General features: G+C 34.6%; 22 protein-coding genes and 1 riboswitch. Of the genes, 16 read left to right on the top strand and 6 right to left on the bottom strand.

The window, feature by feature from the left end:
- Positions 1-201: 201 nt before the first annotated feature.
- Positions 202-894 carry a cell division ATP-binding protein FtsE gene (gene ftsE / locus QJV49_RS12670; RefSeq protein WP_225512154.1) on the top strand — a complete coding sequence of 231 codons (693 nt, stop codon included), beginning with the start codon at positions 202-204 and terminating at the stop codon, positions 892-894.
- Complete coding sequence (gene ftsX, locus QJV49_RS12675; protein ID WP_225512153.1) at positions 887-1,822, top strand: permease-like cell division protein FtsX; 936 nt, start codon at positions 887-889, stop codon at positions 1,820-1,822. The genes ftsE and ftsX overlap by 8 nt, the downstream gene beginning before the upstream one ends.
- Before the next feature lie 103 nt (positions 1,823-1,925).
- Here the strand turns inward: ftsX and nrdF are convergent, their stop codons facing one another.
- The 5 genes from nrdF to plsY form a co-directional block, all read right to left on the bottom strand.
- On the bottom strand, positions 1,926-2,903 hold the full coding sequence (nrdF, locus tag QJV49_RS12680) for a class 1b ribonucleoside-diphosphate reductase subunit beta (protein WP_012897610.1): 978 nt from the start codon (positions 2,901-2,903) through the stop codon (positions 1,926-1,928).
- 349 nt (positions 2,904-3,252) lie between these two features.
- Positions 3,253-5,421 (bottom strand): class 1b ribonucleoside-diphosphate reductase subunit alpha, encoded by a 2,169-nt coding sequence (gene nrdE, locus QJV49_RS12685; RefSeq protein WP_225512152.1) that lies wholly within the window; start codon positions 5,419-5,421, stop codon positions 3,253-3,255.
- A 136-nt stretch (positions 5,422-5,557) separates the two neighbouring features.
- Entirely contained in the window at positions 5,558-5,980 is a 423-nt protein-coding gene (gene nrdI, locus QJV49_RS12690; RefSeq protein ID WP_225512151.1) for a class Ib ribonucleoside-diphosphate reductase assembly flavoprotein NrdI, read from the bottom strand.
- Position 5,981: 1 nt separating this feature from the next.
- Entirely contained in the window at positions 5,982-6,200 is a 219-nt protein-coding gene (locus tag QJV49_RS12695; protein WP_012897612.1) for a redoxin NrdH, read from the bottom strand.
- A gap of 173 nt (positions 6,201-6,373) precedes the next feature.
- A complete protein-coding gene (gene plsY / locus QJV49_RS12700; protein WP_225512150.1) occupies positions 6,374-7,012 on the bottom strand; it encodes a glycerol-3-phosphate 1-O-acyltransferase PlsY in 639 nt (212 codons plus the stop codon).
- Between the two features lie 276 nt (positions 7,013-7,288).
- Between plsY and parE the strand changes: the two genes are divergently transcribed.
- The 5 genes from parE (at position 7,289) to parC (ending at position 13,875) form a co-directional block, all read left to right on the top strand.
- Positions 7,289-9,223, top strand: coding sequence for a DNA topoisomerase IV subunit B (parE, locus tag QJV49_RS12705; RefSeq protein ID WP_225512149.1), 1,935 nt, complete (start codon positions 7,289-7,291; stop codon positions 9,221-9,223).
- A 92-nt stretch (positions 9,224-9,315) separates the two neighbouring features.
- A complete protein-coding gene (locus QJV49_RS12710) occupies positions 9,316-9,855 on the top strand; it encodes an isochorismatase family cysteine hydrolase (protein WP_225512148.1) in 540 nt (179 codons plus the stop codon).
- Positions 9,848-10,681, top strand: coding sequence for a PolC-type DNA polymerase III (locus QJV49_RS12715; protein ID WP_225512147.1), 834 nt, complete (start codon positions 9,848-9,850; stop codon positions 10,679-10,681). Before QJV49_RS12710 ends, QJV49_RS12715 begins: the two co-directional genes overlap by 8 nt.
- Positions 10,678-11,127, top strand: coding sequence for a GNAT family N-acetyltransferase (locus QJV49_RS12720; RefSeq protein WP_225512146.1), 450 nt, complete (start codon positions 10,678-10,680; stop codon positions 11,125-11,127). The genes QJV49_RS12715 and QJV49_RS12720 overlap by 4 nt, the downstream gene beginning before the upstream one ends.
- Positions 11,128-11,400: 273 nt before the next feature.
- Complete coding sequence (gene parC / locus QJV49_RS12725) at positions 11,401-13,875, top strand: DNA topoisomerase IV subunit A (RefSeq protein ID WP_225512145.1); 2,475 nt, start codon at positions 11,401-11,403, stop codon at positions 13,873-13,875.
- 25 nt (positions 13,876-13,900) lie between these two features.
- Here the strand turns inward: parC and QJV49_RS12730 are convergent, their stop codons facing one another.
- On the bottom strand, positions 13,901-14,806 hold the full coding sequence (locus QJV49_RS12730) for a magnesium transporter CorA family protein (RefSeq protein WP_021464772.1): 906 nt from the start codon (positions 14,804-14,806) through the stop codon (positions 13,901-13,903).
- A 215-nt stretch (positions 14,807-15,021) separates the two neighbouring features.
- Between QJV49_RS12730 and QJV49_RS12735 the strand changes: the two genes are divergently transcribed.
- The 9 genes from QJV49_RS12735 (at position 15,022) to QJV49_RS12775 (ending at position 20,713) form a co-directional block, all read left to right on the top strand.
- The gene (locus tag QJV49_RS12735) at positions 15,022-15,993 is read left to right on the top strand and encodes a KxYKxGKxW signal peptide domain-containing protein (RefSeq protein WP_225512144.1); all 972 of its coding nucleotides are present in this window, start codon (positions 15,022-15,024) and stop codon (positions 15,991-15,993) included.
- Positions 15,993-16,310: a hypothetical protein gene (locus QJV49_RS12740; protein WP_225512143.1), complete on the top strand. Its 318-nt coding sequence runs from the start codon at positions 15,993-15,995 to the stop codon at positions 16,308-16,310. The genes QJV49_RS12735 and QJV49_RS12740 overlap by 1 nt, the downstream gene beginning before the upstream one ends.
- Positions 16,310-16,903 (top strand): hypothetical protein, encoded by a 594-nt coding sequence (locus tag QJV49_RS12745; RefSeq protein ID WP_225512142.1) that lies wholly within the window; start codon positions 16,310-16,312, stop codon positions 16,901-16,903. Before QJV49_RS12740 ends, QJV49_RS12745 begins: the two co-directional genes overlap by 1 nt.
- A 116-nt stretch (positions 16,904-17,019) precedes the next feature.
- A complete protein-coding gene (locus QJV49_RS12750; protein ID WP_225512141.1) occupies positions 17,020-17,484 on the top strand; it encodes a hypothetical protein in 465 nt (154 codons plus the stop codon).
- A 66-nt stretch (positions 17,485-17,550) separates the two neighbouring features.
- The gene (locus QJV49_RS12755) at positions 17,551-18,183 is read left to right on the top strand and encodes a hypothetical protein (protein ID WP_281449139.1); all 633 of its coding nucleotides are present in this window, start codon (positions 17,551-17,553) and stop codon (positions 18,181-18,183) included.
- Complete coding sequence (locus tag QJV49_RS12760; protein ID WP_225512139.1) at positions 18,180-18,374, top strand: hypothetical protein; 195 nt, start codon at positions 18,180-18,182, stop codon at positions 18,372-18,374. The genes QJV49_RS12755 and QJV49_RS12760 overlap by 4 nt, the downstream gene beginning before the upstream one ends.
- An 8-nt stretch (positions 18,375-18,382) precedes the next feature.
- On the top strand, positions 18,383-18,517 hold the full coding sequence (locus QJV49_RS12765) for a hypothetical protein (protein WP_255597728.1): 135 nt from the start codon (positions 18,383-18,385) through the stop codon (positions 18,515-18,517).
- Between the two features lie 158 nt (positions 18,518-18,675).
- A riboswitch (FMN riboswitch) is annotated at positions 18,676-18,792 on the top strand.
- A gap of 182 nt (positions 18,793-18,974) precedes the next feature.
- Entirely contained in the window at positions 18,975-20,063 is a 1,089-nt protein-coding gene (ribD, locus tag QJV49_RS12770; protein WP_225512138.1) for a bifunctional diaminohydroxyphosphoribosylaminopyrimidine deaminase/5-amino-6-(5-phosphoribosylamino)uracil reductase RibD, read from the top strand.
- Complete coding sequence (locus tag QJV49_RS12775) at positions 20,063-20,713, top strand: riboflavin synthase (protein WP_225512137.1); 651 nt, start codon at positions 20,063-20,065, stop codon at positions 20,711-20,713. The genes ribD and QJV49_RS12775 overlap by 1 nt, the downstream gene beginning before the upstream one ends.
- The last annotated feature ends 8 nt before the right edge of the window (positions 20,714-20,721 follow it).

Genomic DNA, 20,721 nt, shown 5'->3' on the forward strand with positions numbered 1-20,721 from the left:
GGATTCATTTTATGGAGCTGTCAGTAGAGCTAAAAGTTTTGTCTTTTTAGGAAAAAGAAAAGGTACAGGTGTGCCCGTTTTCTTGTTTTTTTGAGAGCAAAACTTAAAAACATACATAGTGATTAAAAAATGGATTTTACAAATGAGAATCTAACATGTTTGTTAGAACTTAGAAGAAAAATCTAGCACAGGAAAGGTACTATGAGTATTATAAAACTAAGCAACGTTTCCAAGAAATATTCTAACGGAACAACGGCTTTACGTAATATCTCGCTTGAAATTGAGCCGGGAGAATTTACCTATATCGTTGGTCCATCAGGAGCTGGGAAATCGACCTTTATCAAACTACTTTATCGTGAATTAAAGATTGACCGTGGGTCTGGAACAGTTGCGCAATATGATTTGTCTAAATTAAAACGTCGTGACGTACCTATGCTTCGTCGCTCAGTTGGAGTTGTTTTCCAAGACTACAAACTTTTACCAAAGAAGACCGTTTACGAAAACATTGCTTATGCCATGGAAGTTATTGGTAAAAGTCCCCGTGAAATTAAAAAACGAGTGAATGAAGTGCTTGACCTTGTTGGGCTGAAACACAAAATTCGTTCATTTCCAAATGAACTCTCCGGTGGGGAACAACAGCGTGTAGCAATTGCTCGTTCAATTGCCAATGCACCAAAAGTATTGATTGCTGATGAACCAACAGGAAACTTAGACCCTGAAAATTCTTGGGAAATCATGAATTTGCTTGAAAAAATTAATCTTCAAGGGACAACCATTTTGATGGCAACCCACAATAGCCAAATCGTTAACACATTAAAACACCGTGTTATCGCAATTGAAAACGGACGAATTGTCCGCGACCAAGAGGAAGGAGTTTACGGCTACGATGATTAGAAATTTCTTCAAACACCTTTTGGAATCGCTCAAAAACTTGAAACGTAATGGTTGGATGACAGTTGCAGCTGTTTCATCAGTAACAATTACACTAGTTTTAGTTGGACTTTTCCTTTCAATTATCTTGAATACTTCAAAAATATCTAATGGGATTGAAAACAATGTTCGGATTGTTGCCTACATGAAATTAGATGTTCATGATCAAGAGACAAAAATTCAAGATCCAAAAGATAATAAAAAAACAATCAATAATCCTGACCACCTTAAGATTTACGATTCAATCAAAAAAGTTCCTAATGTAAAAACAGTTGAATTTTCAAGTAAAGAAGCTCAATTGAAAGAACTAACAAAGGCTTTAGGAAATAACTGGAACCTCTTTAAAGGTGATGCTAATCCACTTTATGATGCCTATATTGTTGAAGCTGATAAACCAGCAAATGTAAAAACAGTCACTTCAAAGATTTCAAAACTTTCAGGAATTGAAAAAGCAACTTATGGTGGTGCTAATACTGCAAAACTTTTCCAAATTGCTCAAGGAATTCGAACTTGGGGAACTGCTGCCGCAGCTTTATTGATTTTCGTTGCTGTCTTCTTGATTTCTAACACCATTCGAATTACCATTCTATCAAGACAACGTGAAATTCAAATTATGCGTCTGGTTGGAGCTAAAAATGGTTATATCCGTTGGCCTTTCTTCTTGGAAGGGGCTTGGGTTGGACTTTTAGGTTCAATTATTCCAGGACTTATCGTTGCTTGGGCTTATCGTCTTGCTTTTGTTAGCTTGACACCAAGTCTTCAATCACAAAAACTTGCAATGTTTGCTCCTAAAGAGTTCATTCCTGCAATTGTTGGATTGATGGCCGTGATTGGTATTTTGATTGGTTCATTTGGAGCCCTCTTATCAATGCGTCGTTTCCTTAAAATCTAATAAAATTAAAAGAGAAGATAAATCTTCTCTTTTTTTTTGCTAAAAAAAGCTGTCAGTAAGTAAGTTTTTACTTATTTACTGACAGACTCTTAAACTTGTTTAATTAGATATCATAGTCTTCATCAGACATGGCTTCCACTTCGCCAAGGAGGTATGAATTACCAACTTGTGAGAAGAAGTCATGGTTTGATGAAGAAGTTGAAATTCCATTCATAACCACTGGATTAACGTCTGCTGCGGTATCAGGGAAAAGTGGATCTTGTCCAAGATTCATCAAAGCTTTATTGGCATTATAGCGTAAGAAAGTTAAAACTTCATCAGTCCAACCGACTTTGTCATAAAGTAAATGAGAATATTTTTCTTCATTTTCATAAAGTTGATAAAGCAATTCATACATCCAATCACGGAATTCACCTTGCTCATCTTCAGATAACTCATTAAAACCAAGTTGGAATTTGTAACCAATATAAGTGCCATGAACTGACTCATCGCGAATAATTAATTTAATAATTTCCGCTGAGTTAATCATTTTGTTATTTCCAAGATAGCGCAAGGGAGTATAGAAACCAGAATAGAAGAGGCAAGTTTCAAGGAAAACAGAAGCAACTTTCTTTTGCAAAGGCGTACCAGATTCATAAATTTTATTGATGATTTCGGCTTTTGTTTGCATATAAACATTGGTATCTACCCAATTAAAAAGTTCTTCAATTTCTTTTTTCGTGTTTAGAGTTGAAAAAATTGTTGAATAAGACTTTGCATGAACAGATTCCATAAATTGGATATTGTTGAAACAGGCAATTTCTTGAGGTGTTCTTGCATCATGTTTGAGCACTTCAGCACCATCAACAGATTGTAATGTATCAAGCAATGTCAAACCAGCAAAGGCCTTAGCAAAGGTATCACGTTCCAATTGAGGAAGTTTACGCCAGTCATCTAAATCGTTAGATACAGGAACACGAGTATCTAACCAAAATTGACTTGTTAATTTTTCCCAAGTATATTTGTCAATAGAATCCTCAATAGAATTCCAGTCAATGGCACTGTAATAAGTGGGGACAGTAAGATTTTCAGTTTCAGACATATTTTAAGATATGAGCCTGCTTTAAAAAGGGCAAACTCAATTCCTTTCTCTCATTTATTTACTGACAGAAAATATTGTCAGTATTTTTAGCTTAGTCATAAATTCTGTCAGTAAATTTTCACTTACTAACGAAGCTGTCAGTAAAAATAGGGACTCATTAGACCAAAAACTTTCGATAATTTATCAAAAGTTAATGTCAATAATCGTTTTAGAACATTTCGCAAATGCTTATCCCATTTTCATTCATTGACGATACTTTAAAGAATGAAAACAAGTAAGAAAATAGAAAGTTCACCTTAGCGGCTTCCGTAGAAGCAATAGGTGCTTTAGCACCAATGCTTCTGTTGTGTTAAATAACGCAACTTTCACATTGGTTGGCACCGACTTCTTCTTGGTCGTCAGTAAATGTACGAATGTAGTAAATTGTTTTGATTCCTTTTTTGTAAGCATAGTTACGCAAAATAGACAAGTCGCGAGTTGTCATTTTATTATTTGCCACTTTCCATTCATAGAGACCTTCAGGTAAAGTTGAACGCATAAATAAAGTGAGCGACAAACCTTGGTCAACATGTTCTGTAGCAGCTGCATAAACGTCAATTACTGCACGCATATCTGTATCATAAGCTGATTTGTAATAAGGAATTGTTTCAGTGGCAAGTCCAGCAGCTGGATAATAAATTTTCCCAACTTTCTTTTCTTGACGTTCTTCGATCCGATTGACAATTGGGTGAATAGAAGAAGAACAGTCATTAATATAAGAAATAGAACCATTTGGAGCCACTGCCATACGATATGAATTATAGAGTCCAGAAGTTTTTACTGTTTCACGTAAAGCAGTCCAATCCTCAATTGTTGGAACAGCAATATCTTTGAAAAGTTCTTGAACTTTAGGAGAAACAGCTGCAAAATAATCATGTGTCAAATATTTATCAAAATAAGAACCATCAGCATAGGCAGATTTTTCAAAATTCTTGAAGCTAGAGCCTTTTTCAACAGCTAATTTATTTGAAGCCACTAAAGTATAGTAATTCAATAACATGAAATAAACACTGGTAAATTCAACGGCTTCTTTGCTGTCATAGTGAATTTGATTTTGTGCCAAGAAAGAATGTAAGCCCATTGCTCCAAGCCCAATCGCATGCATTTCATCATTACCTTTACGAACAGTTGGAACAGTATCTAGGTTTGAAGTTTCAGAGATGAAGGTTAAAGCGCGAACCATTGCTTCAATAGAAGTTCCAAATTCATTGTTAGAAGTCATCATATTCAAAACATTAGTTGAACCCAAGTTACAAGCGACGTCAGTTCCAACAACCTTATAAGTTTGGTCATCGTTCAAAACAGAAGGCGTTTGGACTTGCAAAATTTCAGAACAAAGGTTAGACATTGAAATCACACCATCAACTGGGTTAGCTTGATTGACTGTGTCAACATTTACTATATAAGGATAACCAGATTCTTGTTGAAGTTTTGAAAGTTCTTGCTCAAGTTCACGGGCATTAATCGGTGTTTTACGAATTTCTGGATTGGCTACCATTTTATCATATTCAGCTGTAATATCGACTTCGGCAAAAGGCTTACCATAATATTTTTCAACAAAATATGGCTCAAAGAGATACATTGTTTCTCCCTTTTTAACCAATTCGTAGAATTTATCAGGAACAGTAACCCCAAGAGAAAGTGTTTTAACACGAATTTTTTCATCCGCATTTTCTTTTTTAGTTGACAAGAATTCCATAATATCTGGATGGAATAGTGACAAATAAACAACACCAGCACCTTGACGTTGCCCTAATTGATTGGCATAAGAAAAGGCATCTTCAAAAAGTTTCATGACAGGAACGACACCAGCTGCCACTCCATCATAACCTTTGATAGGTGCACCAGCAGCACGTAAATTAGTCAAGTTTAGACCAACACCACCACCATTTTTAGAAAGTTGCAAGGCAGAGTTAATAGTTCGTCCAATTGAATTCATATCATCAGTTAATTGTAGAAGGAAACAAGAAACAAATTCACCACGACGCTTACGTCCAGCATTTAGAAAAGTCGGAGTCGCAGGTTGATAACGACGATTAATCATTGCAAAAGCAAGATTATTAGCTAATTTTTCATCGCCGTCAGCCATATATAAAGCATTCATCAACACACGGTCTTCAAAATCTTCAAGGTAGAGAGAGCCATCATTGTTTTTCATAGCATACTGGTTATAAAATTTGTAAGCAGCCATAAATGAATCAAAATGAAATTCAAATTTACTCAATTCTTTACGAAGATTTGTAATGAATTCTGGATTATATTTTTCAAGAAACTCAGCTTCTAGATATTCTTCTTTAACGAGCCAATTGAGTTTATCGATATATGTATCGGCTTCATAACGATTAGGTTCGACATTTTCTTTAAAAAAAGCAGTAATTGCTTCTTTATCTTTAGCAAGAGGAATGCTACCATTAACGGGAATGTTAATCTCGTTATTAAGCTTGAAATAAGTTACATCTTTAAGTTGTTTTAGAGACATAAAAGACCTTTCTTAAAGTGTTCAACCATAAAGAATAGAGTGGTGAACCGGAATATTATAATAAGTTCAAACTAATTAATAGAAATAAAAAGTTAAAAATAAATAGGCTTCACTCAAATAGGGTGAAGCCATAAAATCACAGCGGATTTTTGAAGGTGACTTTCGCTCCTTTGTCAAGCTGTGTAGCGAGTTTTTCGACAGCAGCAACATCGGCTGGTGTACCATTAAACTCAAAATCATATAAAAGTGGAATTTGGTATTTTGCAGAAATTTCTTTAGCAGTAAAAATATAAATACCCGCAAAATTACGATTTCCTGTACCAATAATTCCTTGACAATGTTTATAATTATCATTATAAGCCATAAAGTCAAAAACAGGGTCCATAACGTCTATTGATTTAGAAACAGTTGGAGATTCTTCGGCATAACTTGGCGTTATCAAAAGAAAAGGTTCATTCATTTCTATATCATCGTCAGGACTAATTTCGACATTTGGTAAGTTTGTTTTGGAAACAAAGCGACGAGTTTGCCCAGTCACACTGAAATAAGCAAGTTTCATATTAAGCCAACTTTGCTAATTCGCTAGGACGGAAACCAGAGAAGGCAAAGTCATCTTTAGTAATGACAGGTGCAGCACGAAATCCCATTTCAATCACTTTTTCGACAAATTCAGGTTGTTCATCGATATTGATTTCATCGAAGGCAATTTCATGTTCTGAGAGCCATTTTTTGACCATTTTGCATTGCATACAATTGTTTTTAGAATAGACTGTAACCATTTTAAATCTCCTTTGAGGAAAAACTTATTTTATAAGTGAGAGTAAAAAGTCTTTGACTTTTTCTCAACTTTTTATAGTCTTATTTTATCGTAAAAAAAATATCTAGTCAAATTAAAGATACTAGATATTGTGCTAAATTATGTAAGAATATAAAAATAACACAACATATTGTGTTATTTTTCTTTTTGTTTAGATAAGTTTAAACCAAATGGGACAAGGGATTCACAATGATTTTTGATTCTTTTGAGATTTGTTCTATGTCGTAAAATAATAATAATTGCCAAAACAAAAATAATAATTGAGAATAAAAGATCGTAGGAGGTAAGAATAAATCCGATACTAGGAAAAATAAGAATTCCTAATAAAGCAAAGATAGCACCCACAACACTAGAAAGACTGATCATGCTAAAAAGCCAAAGGATAATGATAAAGACAACAAGAAGGTAAATCAAGAAGAAAGGACTGAAGCCAAGAATCACACCAGCAGAAGTTGCAACTGCCTTACCACCTTTAAAGTGGTCAAATATTGAAAAGGTATGTCCAATAACTGCCAGAAGACCAAAAATCAAAGGTGAAACGTTATTAATATGGAAAAAAAGAGGTAAAAGAGTAGCAAGTGTCCCCTTTAGTAAGTCAAAAGCAAAAACAGAAATTCCAGCTTTTACACCTAGAATTCTAAAGGTGTTGGTTGTTCCAGTATTTCCTGAGCCATAGTCATGGAGATTTTTTTTGAAAAAAATCTTGCCAATCCATAAGCCAAATGGAATTGCCCCTAAAAGATAGCTGGCAATGAGAAGAATAATAGTAAGCATAAGTTCTCCGAAGTTTATTTCGTTTAAAATCGATAATCTCTTTTAACTGTACAATTATATCATATTTTTAATAAAGATTACTGACAATATTGAAACATCTTCACTCACTTTTTGAAAAATTCTTACCATTAGATGATAAAATTGGCAGCAGTCCTTTGACAAAGCTTTCTGAACAAGGTACAATAATCAAGATGAATATTTTTTGTCAGTTCGTTGTCAATAAAAATAATAATGAAAATAGACAGAGAATATAGGCTTTCGATGAGAGGAATATAAATGGTAATAGATATTAATAACTATGATGACAGTGCGATTCAGGTTCTTGAAGGATTGGATGCCGTCAGAAAACGCCCAGGAATGTACATTGGATCAACTGACGGAACTGGTTTGCACCATTTGGTTTGGGAAATTGTAGATAATGCGGTTGATGAAGCTTTATCAGGCTTTGGTAATAGAATTTCGGTCACCATTAATGCTGACGGTTCTTTATCAGTAGAAGATGAGGGACGGGGAATGCCAGTTGGGAAACACGCCATGGGTATTCCAACTGTTGAAGTAATTTTCACTATTTTGCACGCAGGTGGTAAATTTGGTCAAGGAGGATATAAAACATCTGGTGGGCTCCATGGTGTGGGTTCTTCAGTTGTAAATGCCCTCTCGACTTGGTTAGAAGTTGAAATTACTCGTGACGGGATTGTTTATCGTCAGCGTTTCGAAAATGGTGGACATCCAGCGACAACTTTAGAGAAAATAGGCAAAGCGCCAAAGTCTAAAACAGGGACTAAGGTAACTTTCATGCCAGATAGTAGCATTTTTTCGACAACAGAATTTAAATATAATATCATTTCAGAACGATTAAATGAATCTGCTTTTCTTCTGAAAGAAGTAACCATTAGCCTCGAAGATAAACGCACAGATGAAAAAGAAGAATTTCATTATGAAAATGGGGTGCAAGATTTTGTTTCCTATCTTAATGAAGATAAAGACAGTCTGACTCCCGTTCTTTATTTTGAAGGAAAACAAGATGGTTTTGAAGTTGAAGTTGCCCTTCAATATAATGATGGCTATTCAGAAAACATTCTTTCATTCGTCAATAATGTCCGAACAAAAGATGGCGGAACGCACGAAGCAGGTTTGAAGACGGCAATTACGAAAGCAATGAATGAATATGCTCGTAAAGTAAATTTACTCAAAGAGAAAGATAAAAATCTCGAAGGTTCGGATTATCGTGAAGGTTTGACAGCCGTCTTGTCAGTTTTAATTCCTGAGGAACATCTCCAATTTGAAGGACAAACCAAAGATAAATTGGGCTCTCCTTTAGCTCGTCCAGTTGTTGATTCTTTGGTTTCTGAAAAACTAAGTTTCTATTTGATGGAAAATGGCGAATTAGCGCAAAATTTGATTCGTAAAGCAATCAAAGCCCGTGAAGCTCGTGAAGCAGCTCGTAAAGCGCGTGAAGACTCACGAAATGGAAAGAAATCTAAAAAAGACAAAGGGCTTTTGTCTGGTAAATTAACACCCGCTCAAACAAAAAATCCAAATAAAAATGAACTTTATTTGGTCGAAGGAGATTCTGCCGGAGGGTCTGCTAAACAGGGACGAGATCGTAAATTCCAAGCCATTTTGCCTTTGCGTGGTAAAGTCATTAATACCGAAAAAGCTAAGATGCAAGATATTCTCAAAAATGAGGAAATCAATACAATGATTTATACTATTGGTGCTGGCGTTGGGGCGGATTTTACCTTGGCTGACCGTAATTATGACAAAATCATTATTATGACCGATGCGGATACTGATGGAGCCCACATTCAAACGCTTTTATTGACTTTCTTCTATCGCTATATGAAACCATTGGTTGAAGCTGGCCATGTCTACATTGCCCTCCCACCACTTTATAAAATGAGTGAAGGAAAAGGTAAAAAAGAAAAAATTGAGTATGCTTGGACAGATGGAGAACTTGCAGAACTTCGCAAGCAATTTGGTAAAAATGCTAATTTACAGCGTTATAAAGGACTTGGAGAAATGAATGCTGACCAACTTTGGGAAACCACGATGGACCCAGAAACTCGGACATTAATTCAAGTGACCATTGATGATGCAGCACAAGCAGAAAAACGTGTTTCTGTGCTGATGGGTGATAAAGTTGAACCTCGTCGTAAATGGATTGAAAATAATGTGAAATTTACTATGGAAGAAGAAACAGTATTCTAAGTTACTTTCTTCAATAATTAACCTCGATTTTTCGAGGTTTTTTGCATTAATTTATGATAGAATGAAAGAGATTATAAACGAAAAGAGGAAAAATGCAAAAATCAGCTTTAATTATTATTGATTTGCAAGCATTCATTAAAAAATTAGCGAAAAATGCTGTCCCTTATGGTTGGGATAAAGTTATCGAGAATAATCGAGCTTTAATTGCTGCATTTTACCAAAAAAATCAGCCAGTTTATATTGTGACTGTTGAGCCAAAAATACTTTGGCAATCAGCTAAAAAAGCTTTTTCTCGGATGGTTTTGCAAGATGAATTAGATAAAAATCCAAGATTACATCAATTAGTAAAATATGGGCCGTCAGCATTTAAACATTCTGATTATGGCTTAGCTGATGAGTTGAAAAATAATTCTGTCAGTAAAATTTATGTTTCGGGCGTGTCTATGAGTAATGGTGTTTTAAAAACAGCCAGAGATGGAGCGGACTTAGGATTCGAAGTGATGATCATAGAAGACGCCTGCGCTGACAGAAAGTTAAAAAACTTCCAGAAAACAAAGACTGACGAAATACCAAAATTTGGGAAATTAATTAAAACAAAAGAAATTATCGAGGAAATGAATAAAAATGTCTGAGAAATATGTCGTATTTGACTTTGAAACTACAGGATTTTCTGCTCAAAAAAATGAAATTATTCAAATTGGAGCGGTAAAATATGATGAGAATAATCAAGAACAAGCTAGATTTAATCAGTTAGTCAAAAATCAACGCTCTTATGTCTCAACTGAAATCACACAATTGACTGGCATAAAACCAGCTGATTTGTTAAATCAACCAACGATTGAAGAAATTTTACCTGAATTTTTAGACTTCATCAAAGGTCATTTATTAGTGGCTCATAATGCCCCTTTTGATATTTCTTTTCTTTATCAGGCCATTATTGATTGTGCCATTACTGACGTTGAAGCTTTTCGTGTCTATGATACTTTGGCAGAAAGTAAAAAACTATTAACCATGTCTTCTTATGCTCTAGAAAATTTTAAAGACCTACTAGAGATGAATGATTTACGTTCGCATGACGCGCTCAACGACTGCTTAATCACGGCAAAACTTTATCAGTATTTACAGAAAATTGAAGAAGTTGAGCTGTCAGTAGAATCAGAAGTTACTGACGAAGAAGTTCAGCTTGATTTATTTGGTGATGATTCTGATGAAATTACTGACAGCATTCGTAGAAAATTGAATTTACCAATCACCAAAGCTTTGGTCTATTATCAGCAAAATCTTGAGCGAAAATGGGAACGTTTTGAAGTGCTTGGAATTTCGATTGAACGAGAGTACTCAGTAGGTTCGAGTTTAAATATTCGTTTACATAATTCAGAGAAAGTGAAAATTCATTCTGATTTTCTAAAAGAAATGCAAAAAGCCAATTTCGTGACGATTATGGAGGAAGATAAATGACAGCAATTTGGAAAGAAAAAAATTTTAATCAACTTACATTAGATGAAATGTATCAACTTTTAAGCTTGCGTACTGCTGTCTTTGTTGTGGAACAAAACTGTCCTTATCAAGAACTCGATGGCAAAGACCAAGTAGCCAAACACCTCTGGTTAGAAAATGAAAATGGACAACTGATGGCCCTTTGTCGTCTACTTCCCAAAGGGATTTCATTTGCAGAGTCTTCAATTGGGCGTGTCCTTGTTAATCCTGAATTTCGTGGACAAAATTTGGGAAGAGGACTTATTGAAAAAGCATTAGAAGTCCTTAAAGAAGATGGGGAAGAAGCAGTAACAATAGAAGCACAATATTATTTGCGTGATTTTTATGCTTCATTTGGTTTTGTTGAAAATTCTGAACCCTTTTACGAAGATGATATTAAACATGTCAATATGATTTTGAAATTCTAAGATGAAATAATTTACTGACAGCTTTGTCAGTAATTTTTTCACTTCAAATTAAGCTGTCAGTAGATTTTAAAGAGATAAACAATCTTATCAATTTTGACCAATAAATAATTTGTAAGTTTTTTTCGTTTTGATTTTGTGGTAGAATAGAAAAAGTGATTTTGTATTGTAGACTGACAGAGGAAAAGGACTGTCAGTAAAAATCAAACATTATTTATAAATTAGCAACTAATTAATTAAAAAAGTAAACAAATTTTCTAAAAAGAAAGTTAAAATATGTCAAACATTCAAACCTTACCATTAGAAGATATAATGGGTGACCGATTTGGTCGATATTCAAAATATATCATTCAGGAGCGGGCCCTTCCCGATATCCGTGATGGTTTAAAACCGGTACAACGCCGTATTCTTTATTCAATGAATAAAGACGGAAACACATTTGATAAGTCTTATCGTAAATCAGCGAAATCAGTCGGAAATGTCATGGGTAATTTCCACCCACATGGAGATAGCTCAATCTATGAAGCGATGATTCGGATGAGTCAAGACTGGAAAATGGGCGAACCTTTAATCGAAATGCATGGTAATAATGGTTCAATGGACGGTGACCCACCAGCCGCTATGCGTTATACTGAAGCCCGTCTTTCAGAAATTTCAGGCTATCTTTTAGCAGATATTGAGAAAGATACAGTAAGTCAAGCTTGGAACTTTGATGATACTGAGAAAGAACCAACAGTTTTACCAGCTGCTTTCCCAAATCTTTTAGTTAATGGCTCAACTGGAATTTCAGCCGGTTATGCGACTGATATTCCTCCTCATAATTTAGGGGAAGTCATTGATGCAACCATTCATATGATTGACCATCCTAAAGCTGATGTAGAAAAAATTATGGAATTCTTACCAGGACCAGATTTTCCTACTGGTGGGATTATTCAAGGAAAAGGAGAAATCAGAAAAGCCTACGAAAAAGGAAAAGGTCGCATTGTTGTTCGTTCAAAAGTAGATATTGAATCAATGAAAGGTGGACGTGAGCAACTTATTGTCACTGAAATTCCTTTTGAGCTTAATAAAGCAAACTTAGTCAAAAAAATTGATGATGTTCGTGTCAATGCTAAAGTGCCTGGAATTGCAGAAGTTAGAGATGAATCAGACCGTGAAGGACTTCGGATTGCAATTGAATTAAAGAAAGAAGCTGATAGCCAGCTTGTTTTGAATTACTTGTTTAAAAATACTGATTTACAAGTGAATTATAATTTCAATATGGTCGCAATTGATAATATGACTCCTGTTCAAACCGGTGTCTTACAAATGCTCCGTTCTTACGTCAAACACCGTGAAGAAGTGATCATTAAACGTTCGCAATTTGATTTAAACAAAGCAGAAAAAAGACTTCATATTGTTGAAGGTCTGATACGCATGGTTTCTATTTTAGATGAAGTGGTAGCAACGATTCGTGCTTCAGAAAATAAAGCAGATGCCAAAGAAAATATCAAAGTTTCATTTGGATTTACCGAAGAGCAAGCCGAAGCCATTGTTACTTTACAACTTTATCGTTTGACCAATACTGATATTGTAACTCTACAAAATGAACAAGCTGACTTAGAGCAAAAAATTCTCGAACTTAAAGCAATTATCAATGATGAACGTACTTTGTTTAATTTAATGAAACGCGAACTTCGTGAAGTTAAGAAAAAATTTGCCAAACCACGCCGTAGCGAATTACAAGATGAAGTTCAAACTATTGAAATTGAAGCGAGCGAATTGATTGTGGCAGAAGACACGGTAGTTTCAGTAACTCGTTCAGGTTATATCAAGCGAACTTCACCACGTTCATTTGCTTCATCAGCCCTTGAAGAAGTTGGTAAACGTGATGATGACGAGCTTCTTTACTATGCCAATGCTAAAACAACTCAACATCTCTTGCTTTTCACAAATCTCGGAAATGTCATTTATCGCCCAATTCATGAACTTTCGGATGTTCGTTGGAAAGACATTGGTGAGCATCTATCCCAAAGTCTCTCTAATTTTTCAGCCGATGAGAAAGTAATTTTTGTTCAGATTGTGGACGAATTTGCTGGTGAAAATCTAGTTGTTGTCACAAGAAATGGACAAATAAAGCAAATCGAACGTGAAAGTTTCTCCCCTTGGCGTACCTATCGTTCAAAATCTACTCCATATGCTAAACTTAAGGGAGAAGATGATGAAATTGTTTTAATCACTCCAGTACAATTTGCAGATCTTATGCTTATTTCTGAAAATGGCTATGCCCTTCGCTTTAATCTTGATGACGTTCCAGTTCTGGGTGCTAGAGCTGCAGGAGTCAAGGCCATGAATCTCAAAAATGGTGATAAAATTAAGTCCGCCTTCTTTGTTAACTCAAATAGTTGGTACCTTTTGACTCAACGTGCATTTATCAAACGGGTTAAGACGGATGATATTCCGGCCACCTCACGTGCTAACCGTGGCCTTCAAGTACTACGGACTTTGAAGAGCAATAATCACACCGTGTTTGCAGCCGGCTTAATCAATTCAACTGCTGATTTATCAGCATTGACAGAAGAATTAGATTTGTTCAGTCAAGCTAAAGCACCAGCGACAAAAGAAACTGATGAACAAGTATTAGAAGTTATCAGTGAGACTGACAAGAAATATGATATTAATTTGTGCGATTTATCATTATCAGATCGAACAAGCAATGGTCATCCAATCGCTGATGATCTTGAAAAAATTGCAAGTGTAAAAATAAAATAAAAAAAATCAGCTTTTGCTGATTTTTTTATTGTCTTCGACCAATAATATAACGAAAGAGTGCCGCATAAAGTAGCCAAAGAATGATACACGCTCCAATAATCCAAACCCAAGCATCTTTTTGGTTAGTAAGTGGAAGTGGTACGTTCATTCCAAAAAAACCGGTGATAACTGCTAATCCTGCCAAAAGTACAGAAACAATTGTCAAAGTTGTCATATTATCATTCAAATTATTATTAAGGACATTATTATAAGTTCCTGCTAATTGTTCAAGAATTTGAGCATTAAGTTGTGTCATACTGGCAAGCTGTTGTGCTTCGATAATTGCATCTTCAAGCTGCTCTTTTTCAGTTTCATTGAACTGTCTGTAAATACTTTTTGTTTTAAGTTGCTCAAGTAGTAAAGTATTTTGGTTGGCACTAGACACAATATACAACATTCCCGTTTCAATATCAGAAAGGGCCAACAAATTTTTCTTTGTTGTTTTTTCACGCAACTTTTGATTAATTTCTTCTTTTGATTTATCAATTTTTTCTAAGTAAGGAAAGAAAGCCTCTGAAATCAAAAATAAACTGATGAAAAGAAGATGATAAACCGTTTCTGGTTGATTTTGGAAACAATATTTTTTAATTTGATTAATTAAATATTCATTTTCTGGATGATAAAGAGTAATTAATCGATTTTTTTGTGCTACAAAAGTAATGGGAACCGTCTTATAATGAACTTCTGAATTGAGTAAATCCAGACTGTTGAAAATAAGTACAAAGTCTTGACTATCAGGAATGAACTCCGTGTGCGGACGTTCATTTTTATCTTCGGCATATTGAAGCGTTTCTAAGTCAATACCATAAGTCGCAAGTTCAGAAGTATTTCTAAGGTCTTCGACATTAAAAGAAAGCCAAGTGAGTTGTGGGTTTATTTTTATTTCTTGCATGATAAGATATCCTATGTTCTAATAGAGCCATTTTAGCAAAATTGTAATTTTTGAGCAAATAAATAAAAACAAAAATTTGATTAATAACTTTTATAGTCTGCTCATGATTTCATTGGATTACAAAAACATTTCCTAATTTTACAATTTGTTTTTCTTCTGATATAATGTTTGAATAGTCAGAATAGTAACATAATTAAAAATAGGAGATTTTAACATTGGAAAAACAAAAACATCCTTTCCGGACATGGAAGTCAGGTAAAATCTGGCTTTTTAGTAGCGGAATACTTTTAATTTTTGTTATTGGAAGTATAGGACTAACTGCTCAGGCAGACGAAGTCACTTCTAATACAGAAACAACAACACAAAGTAGTGATGTGACGACTCAAAGCAGTCCTGTAAGTCCAACTGTGAATTCTTCTCTTGCCGCTTCTGACTCGACAACTGAAGAACTAGCAGTAGTATCAAATATGGAAAATACAGCTCAAGCTTCAAGTTACACAAATATTTTAACTACTGAAAGTTCAACAGTTGACACAAATTTGGCTACTCAATCCAACCAAAGCTCAATCGCTATATCATTAACAAAAGCAAGTAGTGAAAGTTCAATAAATGAACCTGCGTCAACGATTGCAAATGAAACTACCACAACAGCAGATGTCACTACTCAAACCACAGCGACACAAGCTCAAACTAATAATCCAACGACGAGTTTATCATCAGAAAGTCAGGGAAAACCAACAAATCCCTCACAATCAAAAAGTCCAGAAATTACAAATATTCAAGTCACAGGAGCAGTAGATAACAATGCCACAGGTTCTGCTGTTTTTGACGGTGTGAATATCACGCTTCAAGGAAAAGACATTACCGATGATAACCTGCTTGATCCTAGTGGGCTACACTGGTCAGACCAAACACAAGTCATTGCTATAAAAGGCACAGCTACTGGACAACTCAATCAAGAAAATTTTGGAGTACAAGATGGTCCAATCATTCCCGCTACCACCTATACCATGAATGACGGAGATAGTGGGCGTATTACTTATGTCGGAAAAACACTGTCAGGACTTGACCTTGATATGATTTATACAGTAGCATCAAGTGACAAAGACAATTGGCAAGCCAATGATTCGCCTAAAATCAACTTACAGGCACTCTATAATTTACTCAACTATCGGAGGTTTAACTGATGTTCATAATTTACATACAAAATCAACAGTCCAAAAACGGTCTAAAATCCGTCTACAATGGAGTTTCTAGCTTTGTAGGTAATGTCTATAATAATTATGTTGCTCCTACTGTCAATTATGTGACCAATGCAGTTTCAAACGTCTATAATCGCTATGTTGCACCCGTTGTTAATACCGTGGTAAATGCAGGTAAGTCATTGATTCACACGGTTGGTGGATGGATCAATTCAGGAGTACATACGGTTGTAAATATTGCTTCCAATATAGGAAAAACGGTTTCCAAAGTGACCAAAACCATAGGAAGTTGGTTCCACTGATGATGAAAAGAAAAAAAGTCATACTGATTTTAACCGTCTCATTTTCATGTCTAGCACTTTTCATTGGTACATTATCATTTGTTGGAGGAAACCTAGGGAAATATTCCATATACTATGCCCAAAATCTTCCTCATGAAACAGGAACAAACTCCGTAATGACTGCTGTATTTAAGCATTTAGGAGATGTTTATATTCCGTACAATTCTTTGGATAATGATGGAAATAAAATGCTAGAAACCGAGGACAAAACCATTCATTATCAAACAGGAGGAATGTTCAGTCCTACTATGATAACTGTAAAATCTACAAAGGATGGCGATGTCTTGTTATCTTTGCAAAGTGATTCCCAATTTCCATATTGTATTTATGATTTTACAGAAAATACTTATTATGGTTTTAACCGAGCAGGAACTCTCGTTGCTGAATTTATTGATAGCAATACCAATGTTCTAAGTAGTCATCGGGTTTCGGCTTTAAATACGGTTAATAAGTTGCAAAATGAAATGTATGGCCCAATTATTTCTCATAGAAAAGTTCCAAAAATAAACCTTCAATTTATCTATAATTTTGTGAATGAAGGCAAATTCAAATAGGAAAATGGTTCAAGAGCCTATGGTAAAAATAAAAAAAGAAGCGTAAAGTTCTAATTGTTACGTTTAGCGTTTGTTTCACCGTGAATTTATCCTTGGTTGTGCTATTCCAAGGATGGGTGAATCTTGGAAAATATTCTGTTTATTATGCCCAGCATTTGCCTCATAAGGCAGGGACGAACCCTGTGATGGTTGCGGTATTTAATAATCTGGATGCCATATACATTCCGAATGCTAACTACAATGTTCCATTTGGAGGAGTGCGGGTGAAAACTAGCGAGGGGGATATTGATTATCGCTTTGAAGGATTAAAAAATAATGATATTTCGGTTTTCAAGAAAGGAGAATTATCTTTTAGTTTAAAACCTGAGGCAGGTGGTCTCGATTTAATTGACTTTGTAACTCCATATACATACAATTTTAATTCAAAGGGTGAATTTATTTCTGTGACTTATTCTGAAGAAACGACACCTAAGACAATAAAACCTACGCTACAATATATCATCATTGTTAAAGAAAAATTGAATGAAATGTACGGTTTTATTGTTTCTCATCGGCAAGCACCAAAAATAAATTTGCAGTGAATATATAATTTATTCAATTATAGGAGGTTTAATTCATGAATACAGTAAAAAAAGTTGCTAAATCAGTTGGTAATTGGTTTAAAAATCTATGGTGAAAAAAGAAAAGGGAGGTTTTTAAAAGTATTTCTGTCTATCATCATTTTTATTGTTTTTGTATTATTAATTAGTGGATATGGATACCGAAATTTAAGGGTTTATTCAATATATTATGCACAAAATATTTCTCATAAGTCAGGAACAGACCCTGTTATGTGTGCAGTTATCTTTAATTTATCAAGCGTCTATCTTCCACATGCGGATTGGAGCACAGAAATAGACAGATTCAAAGATAATCAACATTGGGTTCAGTCATATAATAGGTATTTCACATACAATTTTTCTCAATTTGATATAGAATATCACAGGGCAAATCAAGATTTTGTGAGTTTCAGTTGGTATTTTTTTGAGAATACATATAATTTAGTCATTTCTGATAAAAACAATAATATTTACAGGGCCTATGAATTTAATCGTTCGGGTAGATTGTTATCAATTGATATAGGAGATAAGAGTCGAACGATTCTTACAAATAAGAATAAAGAGATTTTATCCTATTGGAAAAATAAACTTTATGGTGATATCGTTCAAAAGAGAAAAAAGCCAATAATCAATCTTCAGTGGCTCTATAATTGGTTAAATTATAAGAGATTTAATTCATGAGAACAAAGGATGAAAATGATGAACAAAAATACACAGAAAACAGATACTACTCCGAAAAAGAAAAGAATTTTGCCATGGTTAATTCCTTTGATTATGGGGATATATTTTTATCTCTTGTGATTACCCTTTTTAGTGTTTCCAAAGTAGCGAAAATTTATCATAATGATATGCCTATGATAAAAAATGGATAATAGAGGGAATGGAGAGTGCAGAAGGAATAAAACTTACAAAATCAGAACATCAATGGGTTAAAGAGATGAATTTTAAAATGAGATTTGTTTTAAAGGACAAGACAGGAAAAATTCTTGGGGGCTTTGATTATAAAATTAAATAATATTTAACTATAGTGGACTTTAATAAAGTAGGGTGATGTTCGCTTGTACTATCTGTCTGTGAACTTTTAATGTTTGATTTTAATTTGTTAACTTAAAGAATACGTTTTTATTTCTTGACAATCTTTAAATTTAAATGCTATACTTTAGCTACAATTGAATAAATCTTCAGGGCAGGGTGTAATTCCCTACCGGCGGTATAGCCCGCGAGCTGCTTGCAGCATGATTCGGTGAAACTCCGAGGCCGACAGTATAGTCTGGATGAAAGAAGATAATAAAACCATAATACTCTATTCAGTATTATGTCTATTTAGCCTAAAACTCTGGAGTGAATTGATATAATTCACTCCATTTTTGGTTTTTTGAGCTGCTTTTTTGCTCAAAAAAAAATAGAAAATTTATCAAAAGACCCTGAAATTTTATTTTAGGGTCTTATTTTTTATTAGAAAGAATGAATAGATGAAAAAAGACGAATACTACATGGATTTAGCAATTGTACTTGCAAAAAAAGGAGGTGGTAATGTCAACCCTAACCCTCAAGTAGGAGCCCTTATTGTCAAAGAAGGGAGAATTATTGGTCAAGGCTATCATGAAAAATATGGGGAAGCTCATGCGGAAATCAATGCTTTTAAGCATTGTAACGAATCTCCCGAAGGAGCCACGCTTTATGTGACCTTAGAGCCTTGTGCGCATCAGGGAAAACAACCCCCTTGTTTTGAAGCGATTATAAAAAATAGAATTAAGCGTGTTGTTATCGGTCATTTAGACCCCAATCCCTTGGTTTCAGGAAAAGGAATTAAAGCAATGAAAGAAGCTGGAATTGAAGTTTCTATCAATGTCTTAGAAAAAGAATGTGAAGAATTAAATAAAATTTTCTTTTATTATGTTAGTCAAGGGTTTCCCTATGTCATGATGAAGTATGCAATGACTTTGGACGGAAAAATTGCGACATCAGCAGGTCAATCAAAATGGATTACAGGTGAAATTGCAAGACAGAAAGTACATCAAGACCGTTCACGTTTTATGGCAATTATGGTTGGTGTTGAAACACTTATTTTAGATGATCCAAAACTCTCTGTCAGGTTGGAAAATGGGAAAAATCCGATAAGAATCATTTGTGATACTCATTTAAGAAGTCCTTTAACTTCCAAGATTGTTTCTACAGCTACTGAAATTCCAACAATTATTGCTACAGCTGAGTCTGACCTCCAAAAACAAGCTCCTTTTCTTAAAGCGGGTTGTGAAATTGTCTTAGTTTCTTGCTTAGAAGGAAGATTGAATTTGAAAGAATTGACCAAAAAGTTAGGAGAAAAAGGGATTGATAGTATCATCTTGGAAGGTGGAGGGACATTAAATGCTTCGGCATTGAAAGCAGGGATAGTCCAAAAAGTTCAAACTTATCTTGCTCCTAAAATATTTGGTGGAAAAGACGCACCAAGTCCAGTTGAAGGGCATGGAGTTGAGCAACCCAATCAAGCCTATCTCCTAGAAAGGCCTCAAATAACCTATCTAGGAGAAGATATTTTATTAGAAAGTGAGTTTCTTTAATGTTTACAGGAATAATCGAAGAAATAGGGGAAGTGAGTCGTCTACAAAAAAGAGAAAAATCATCCAAAATTAGTATCCGTGCTTCCTTGATTTTAGAGGATATGAAACTTGGCGATTCTATTTCAACAAATGGTTTATGCCTGACCGTTTCTGAATTTAATCAAAAAGAATTTACAGCTGATATTATGCCGGAAAGTCTAAATCGTTCAAATCTTGGGGCTCTAAATGTGGGCGCCAAAGTTAACTTAGAACGAGCGATGCCATTAAATGGTCGGTTTGGCGGGCATATTGTTTCAGGACATATTGATGGACTTGGCCAGATTTTAGAAGTAAAAAAAGAAGAAAATGCCATCTGGTTTGAAATCAAAACGAGCTTAAATTTAATGAGATACATCGTCGAAAAAGGCTCAATTACGATTGATGGGATTAGTCTTACAGTTGCTCAGGTTAAGTCAAAATCTTTTAGTGTTTCCATTATTCCACATACGCTCAAAGAGACGATAATGGCAGATAAAAAAGTGGGCGATACTGTTAATTTAGAAAATGATATTTTGGGGAAATATATAGAAAAATTTTGGGGCGATAGTAGTTCTTCGATGAAAGAATCTTCATTAACTAAAGAAAAACTATTTAATATCGGATTTTTATAGGAGATAAA

Source organism: Lactococcus sp. NH2-7C (genome assembly GCF_029953655.1).
Taxonomy (GTDB): Bacteria; Bacillota; Bacilli; order Lactobacillales; family Streptococcaceae; genus Lactococcus; species Lactococcus lactis.

Coding starts and splice junctions, on each gene's coding strand:
- parE (WP_225512149.1), top strand. CDS start 7,289: ATGGTAATAGATATTAATAACTATGATGACAGTGCGATTCAGGTTCTT.
- nrdE (WP_225512152.1), bottom strand. CDS start 5,421: ATGTCTCTAAAACAACTTAAAGATGTAACTTATTTCAAGCTTAATAAC.
- QJV49_RS12720 (WP_225512146.1), top strand. CDS start 10,678: ATGACAGCAATTTGGAAAGAAAAAAATTTTAATCAACTTACATTAGAT.
- nrdF (WP_012897610.1), bottom strand. CDS start 2,903: ATGTCTGAAACTGAAAATCTTACTGTCCCCACTTATTACAGTGCCATT.
- parC (WP_225512145.1), top strand. CDS start 11,401: ATGTCAAACATTCAAACCTTACCATTAGAAGATATAATGGGTGACCGA.
- QJV49_RS12710 (WP_225512148.1), top strand. CDS start 9,316: ATGCAAAAATCAGCTTTAATTATTATTGATTTGCAAGCATTCATTAAA.
- nrdI (WP_225512151.1), bottom strand. CDS start 5,980: ATGAAACTTGCTTATTTCAGTGTGACTGGGCAAACTCGTCGCTTTGTT.
- ftsX (WP_225512153.1), top strand. CDS start 887: ATGATTAGAAATTTCTTCAAACACCTTTTGGAATCGCTCAAAAACTTG.
- QJV49_RS12765 (WP_255597728.1), top strand. CDS start 18,383: ATGGAGAGTGCAGAAGGAATAAAACTTACAAAATCAGAACATCAATGG.
- QJV49_RS12730 (WP_021464772.1), bottom strand. CDS start 14,806: ATGCAAGAAATAAAAATAAACCCACAACTCACTTGGCTTTCTTTTAAT.
- QJV49_RS12695 (WP_012897612.1), bottom strand. CDS start 6,200: ATGGTTACAGTCTATTCTAAAAACAATTGTATGCAATGCAAAATGGTC.
- QJV49_RS12775 (WP_225512137.1), top strand. CDS start 20,063: ATGTTTACAGGAATAATCGAAGAAATAGGGGAAGTGAGTCGTCTACAA.
- QJV49_RS12740 (WP_225512143.1), top strand. CDS start 15,993: ATGTTCATAATTTACATACAAAATCAACAGTCCAAAAACGGTCTAAAA.
- QJV49_RS12715 (WP_225512147.1), top strand. CDS start 9,848: ATGTCTGAGAAATATGTCGTATTTGACTTTGAAACTACAGGATTTTCT.
- ribD (WP_225512138.1), top strand. CDS start 18,975: ATGAAAAAAGACGAATACTACATGGATTTAGCAATTGTACTTGCAAAA.
- QJV49_RS12760 (WP_225512139.1), top strand. CDS start 18,180: ATGAGAACAAAGGATGAAAATGATGAACAAAAATACACAGAAAACAGA.
- QJV49_RS12745 (WP_225512142.1), top strand. CDS start 16,310: ATGATGAAAAGAAAAAAAGTCATACTGATTTTAACCGTCTCATTTTCA.
- plsY (WP_225512150.1), bottom strand. CDS start 7,012: ATGCTTACTATTATTCTTCTCATTGCCAGCTATCTTTTAGGGGCAATT.
- ftsE (WP_225512154.1), top strand. CDS start 202: ATGAGTATTATAAAACTAAGCAACGTTTCCAAGAAATATTCTAACGGA.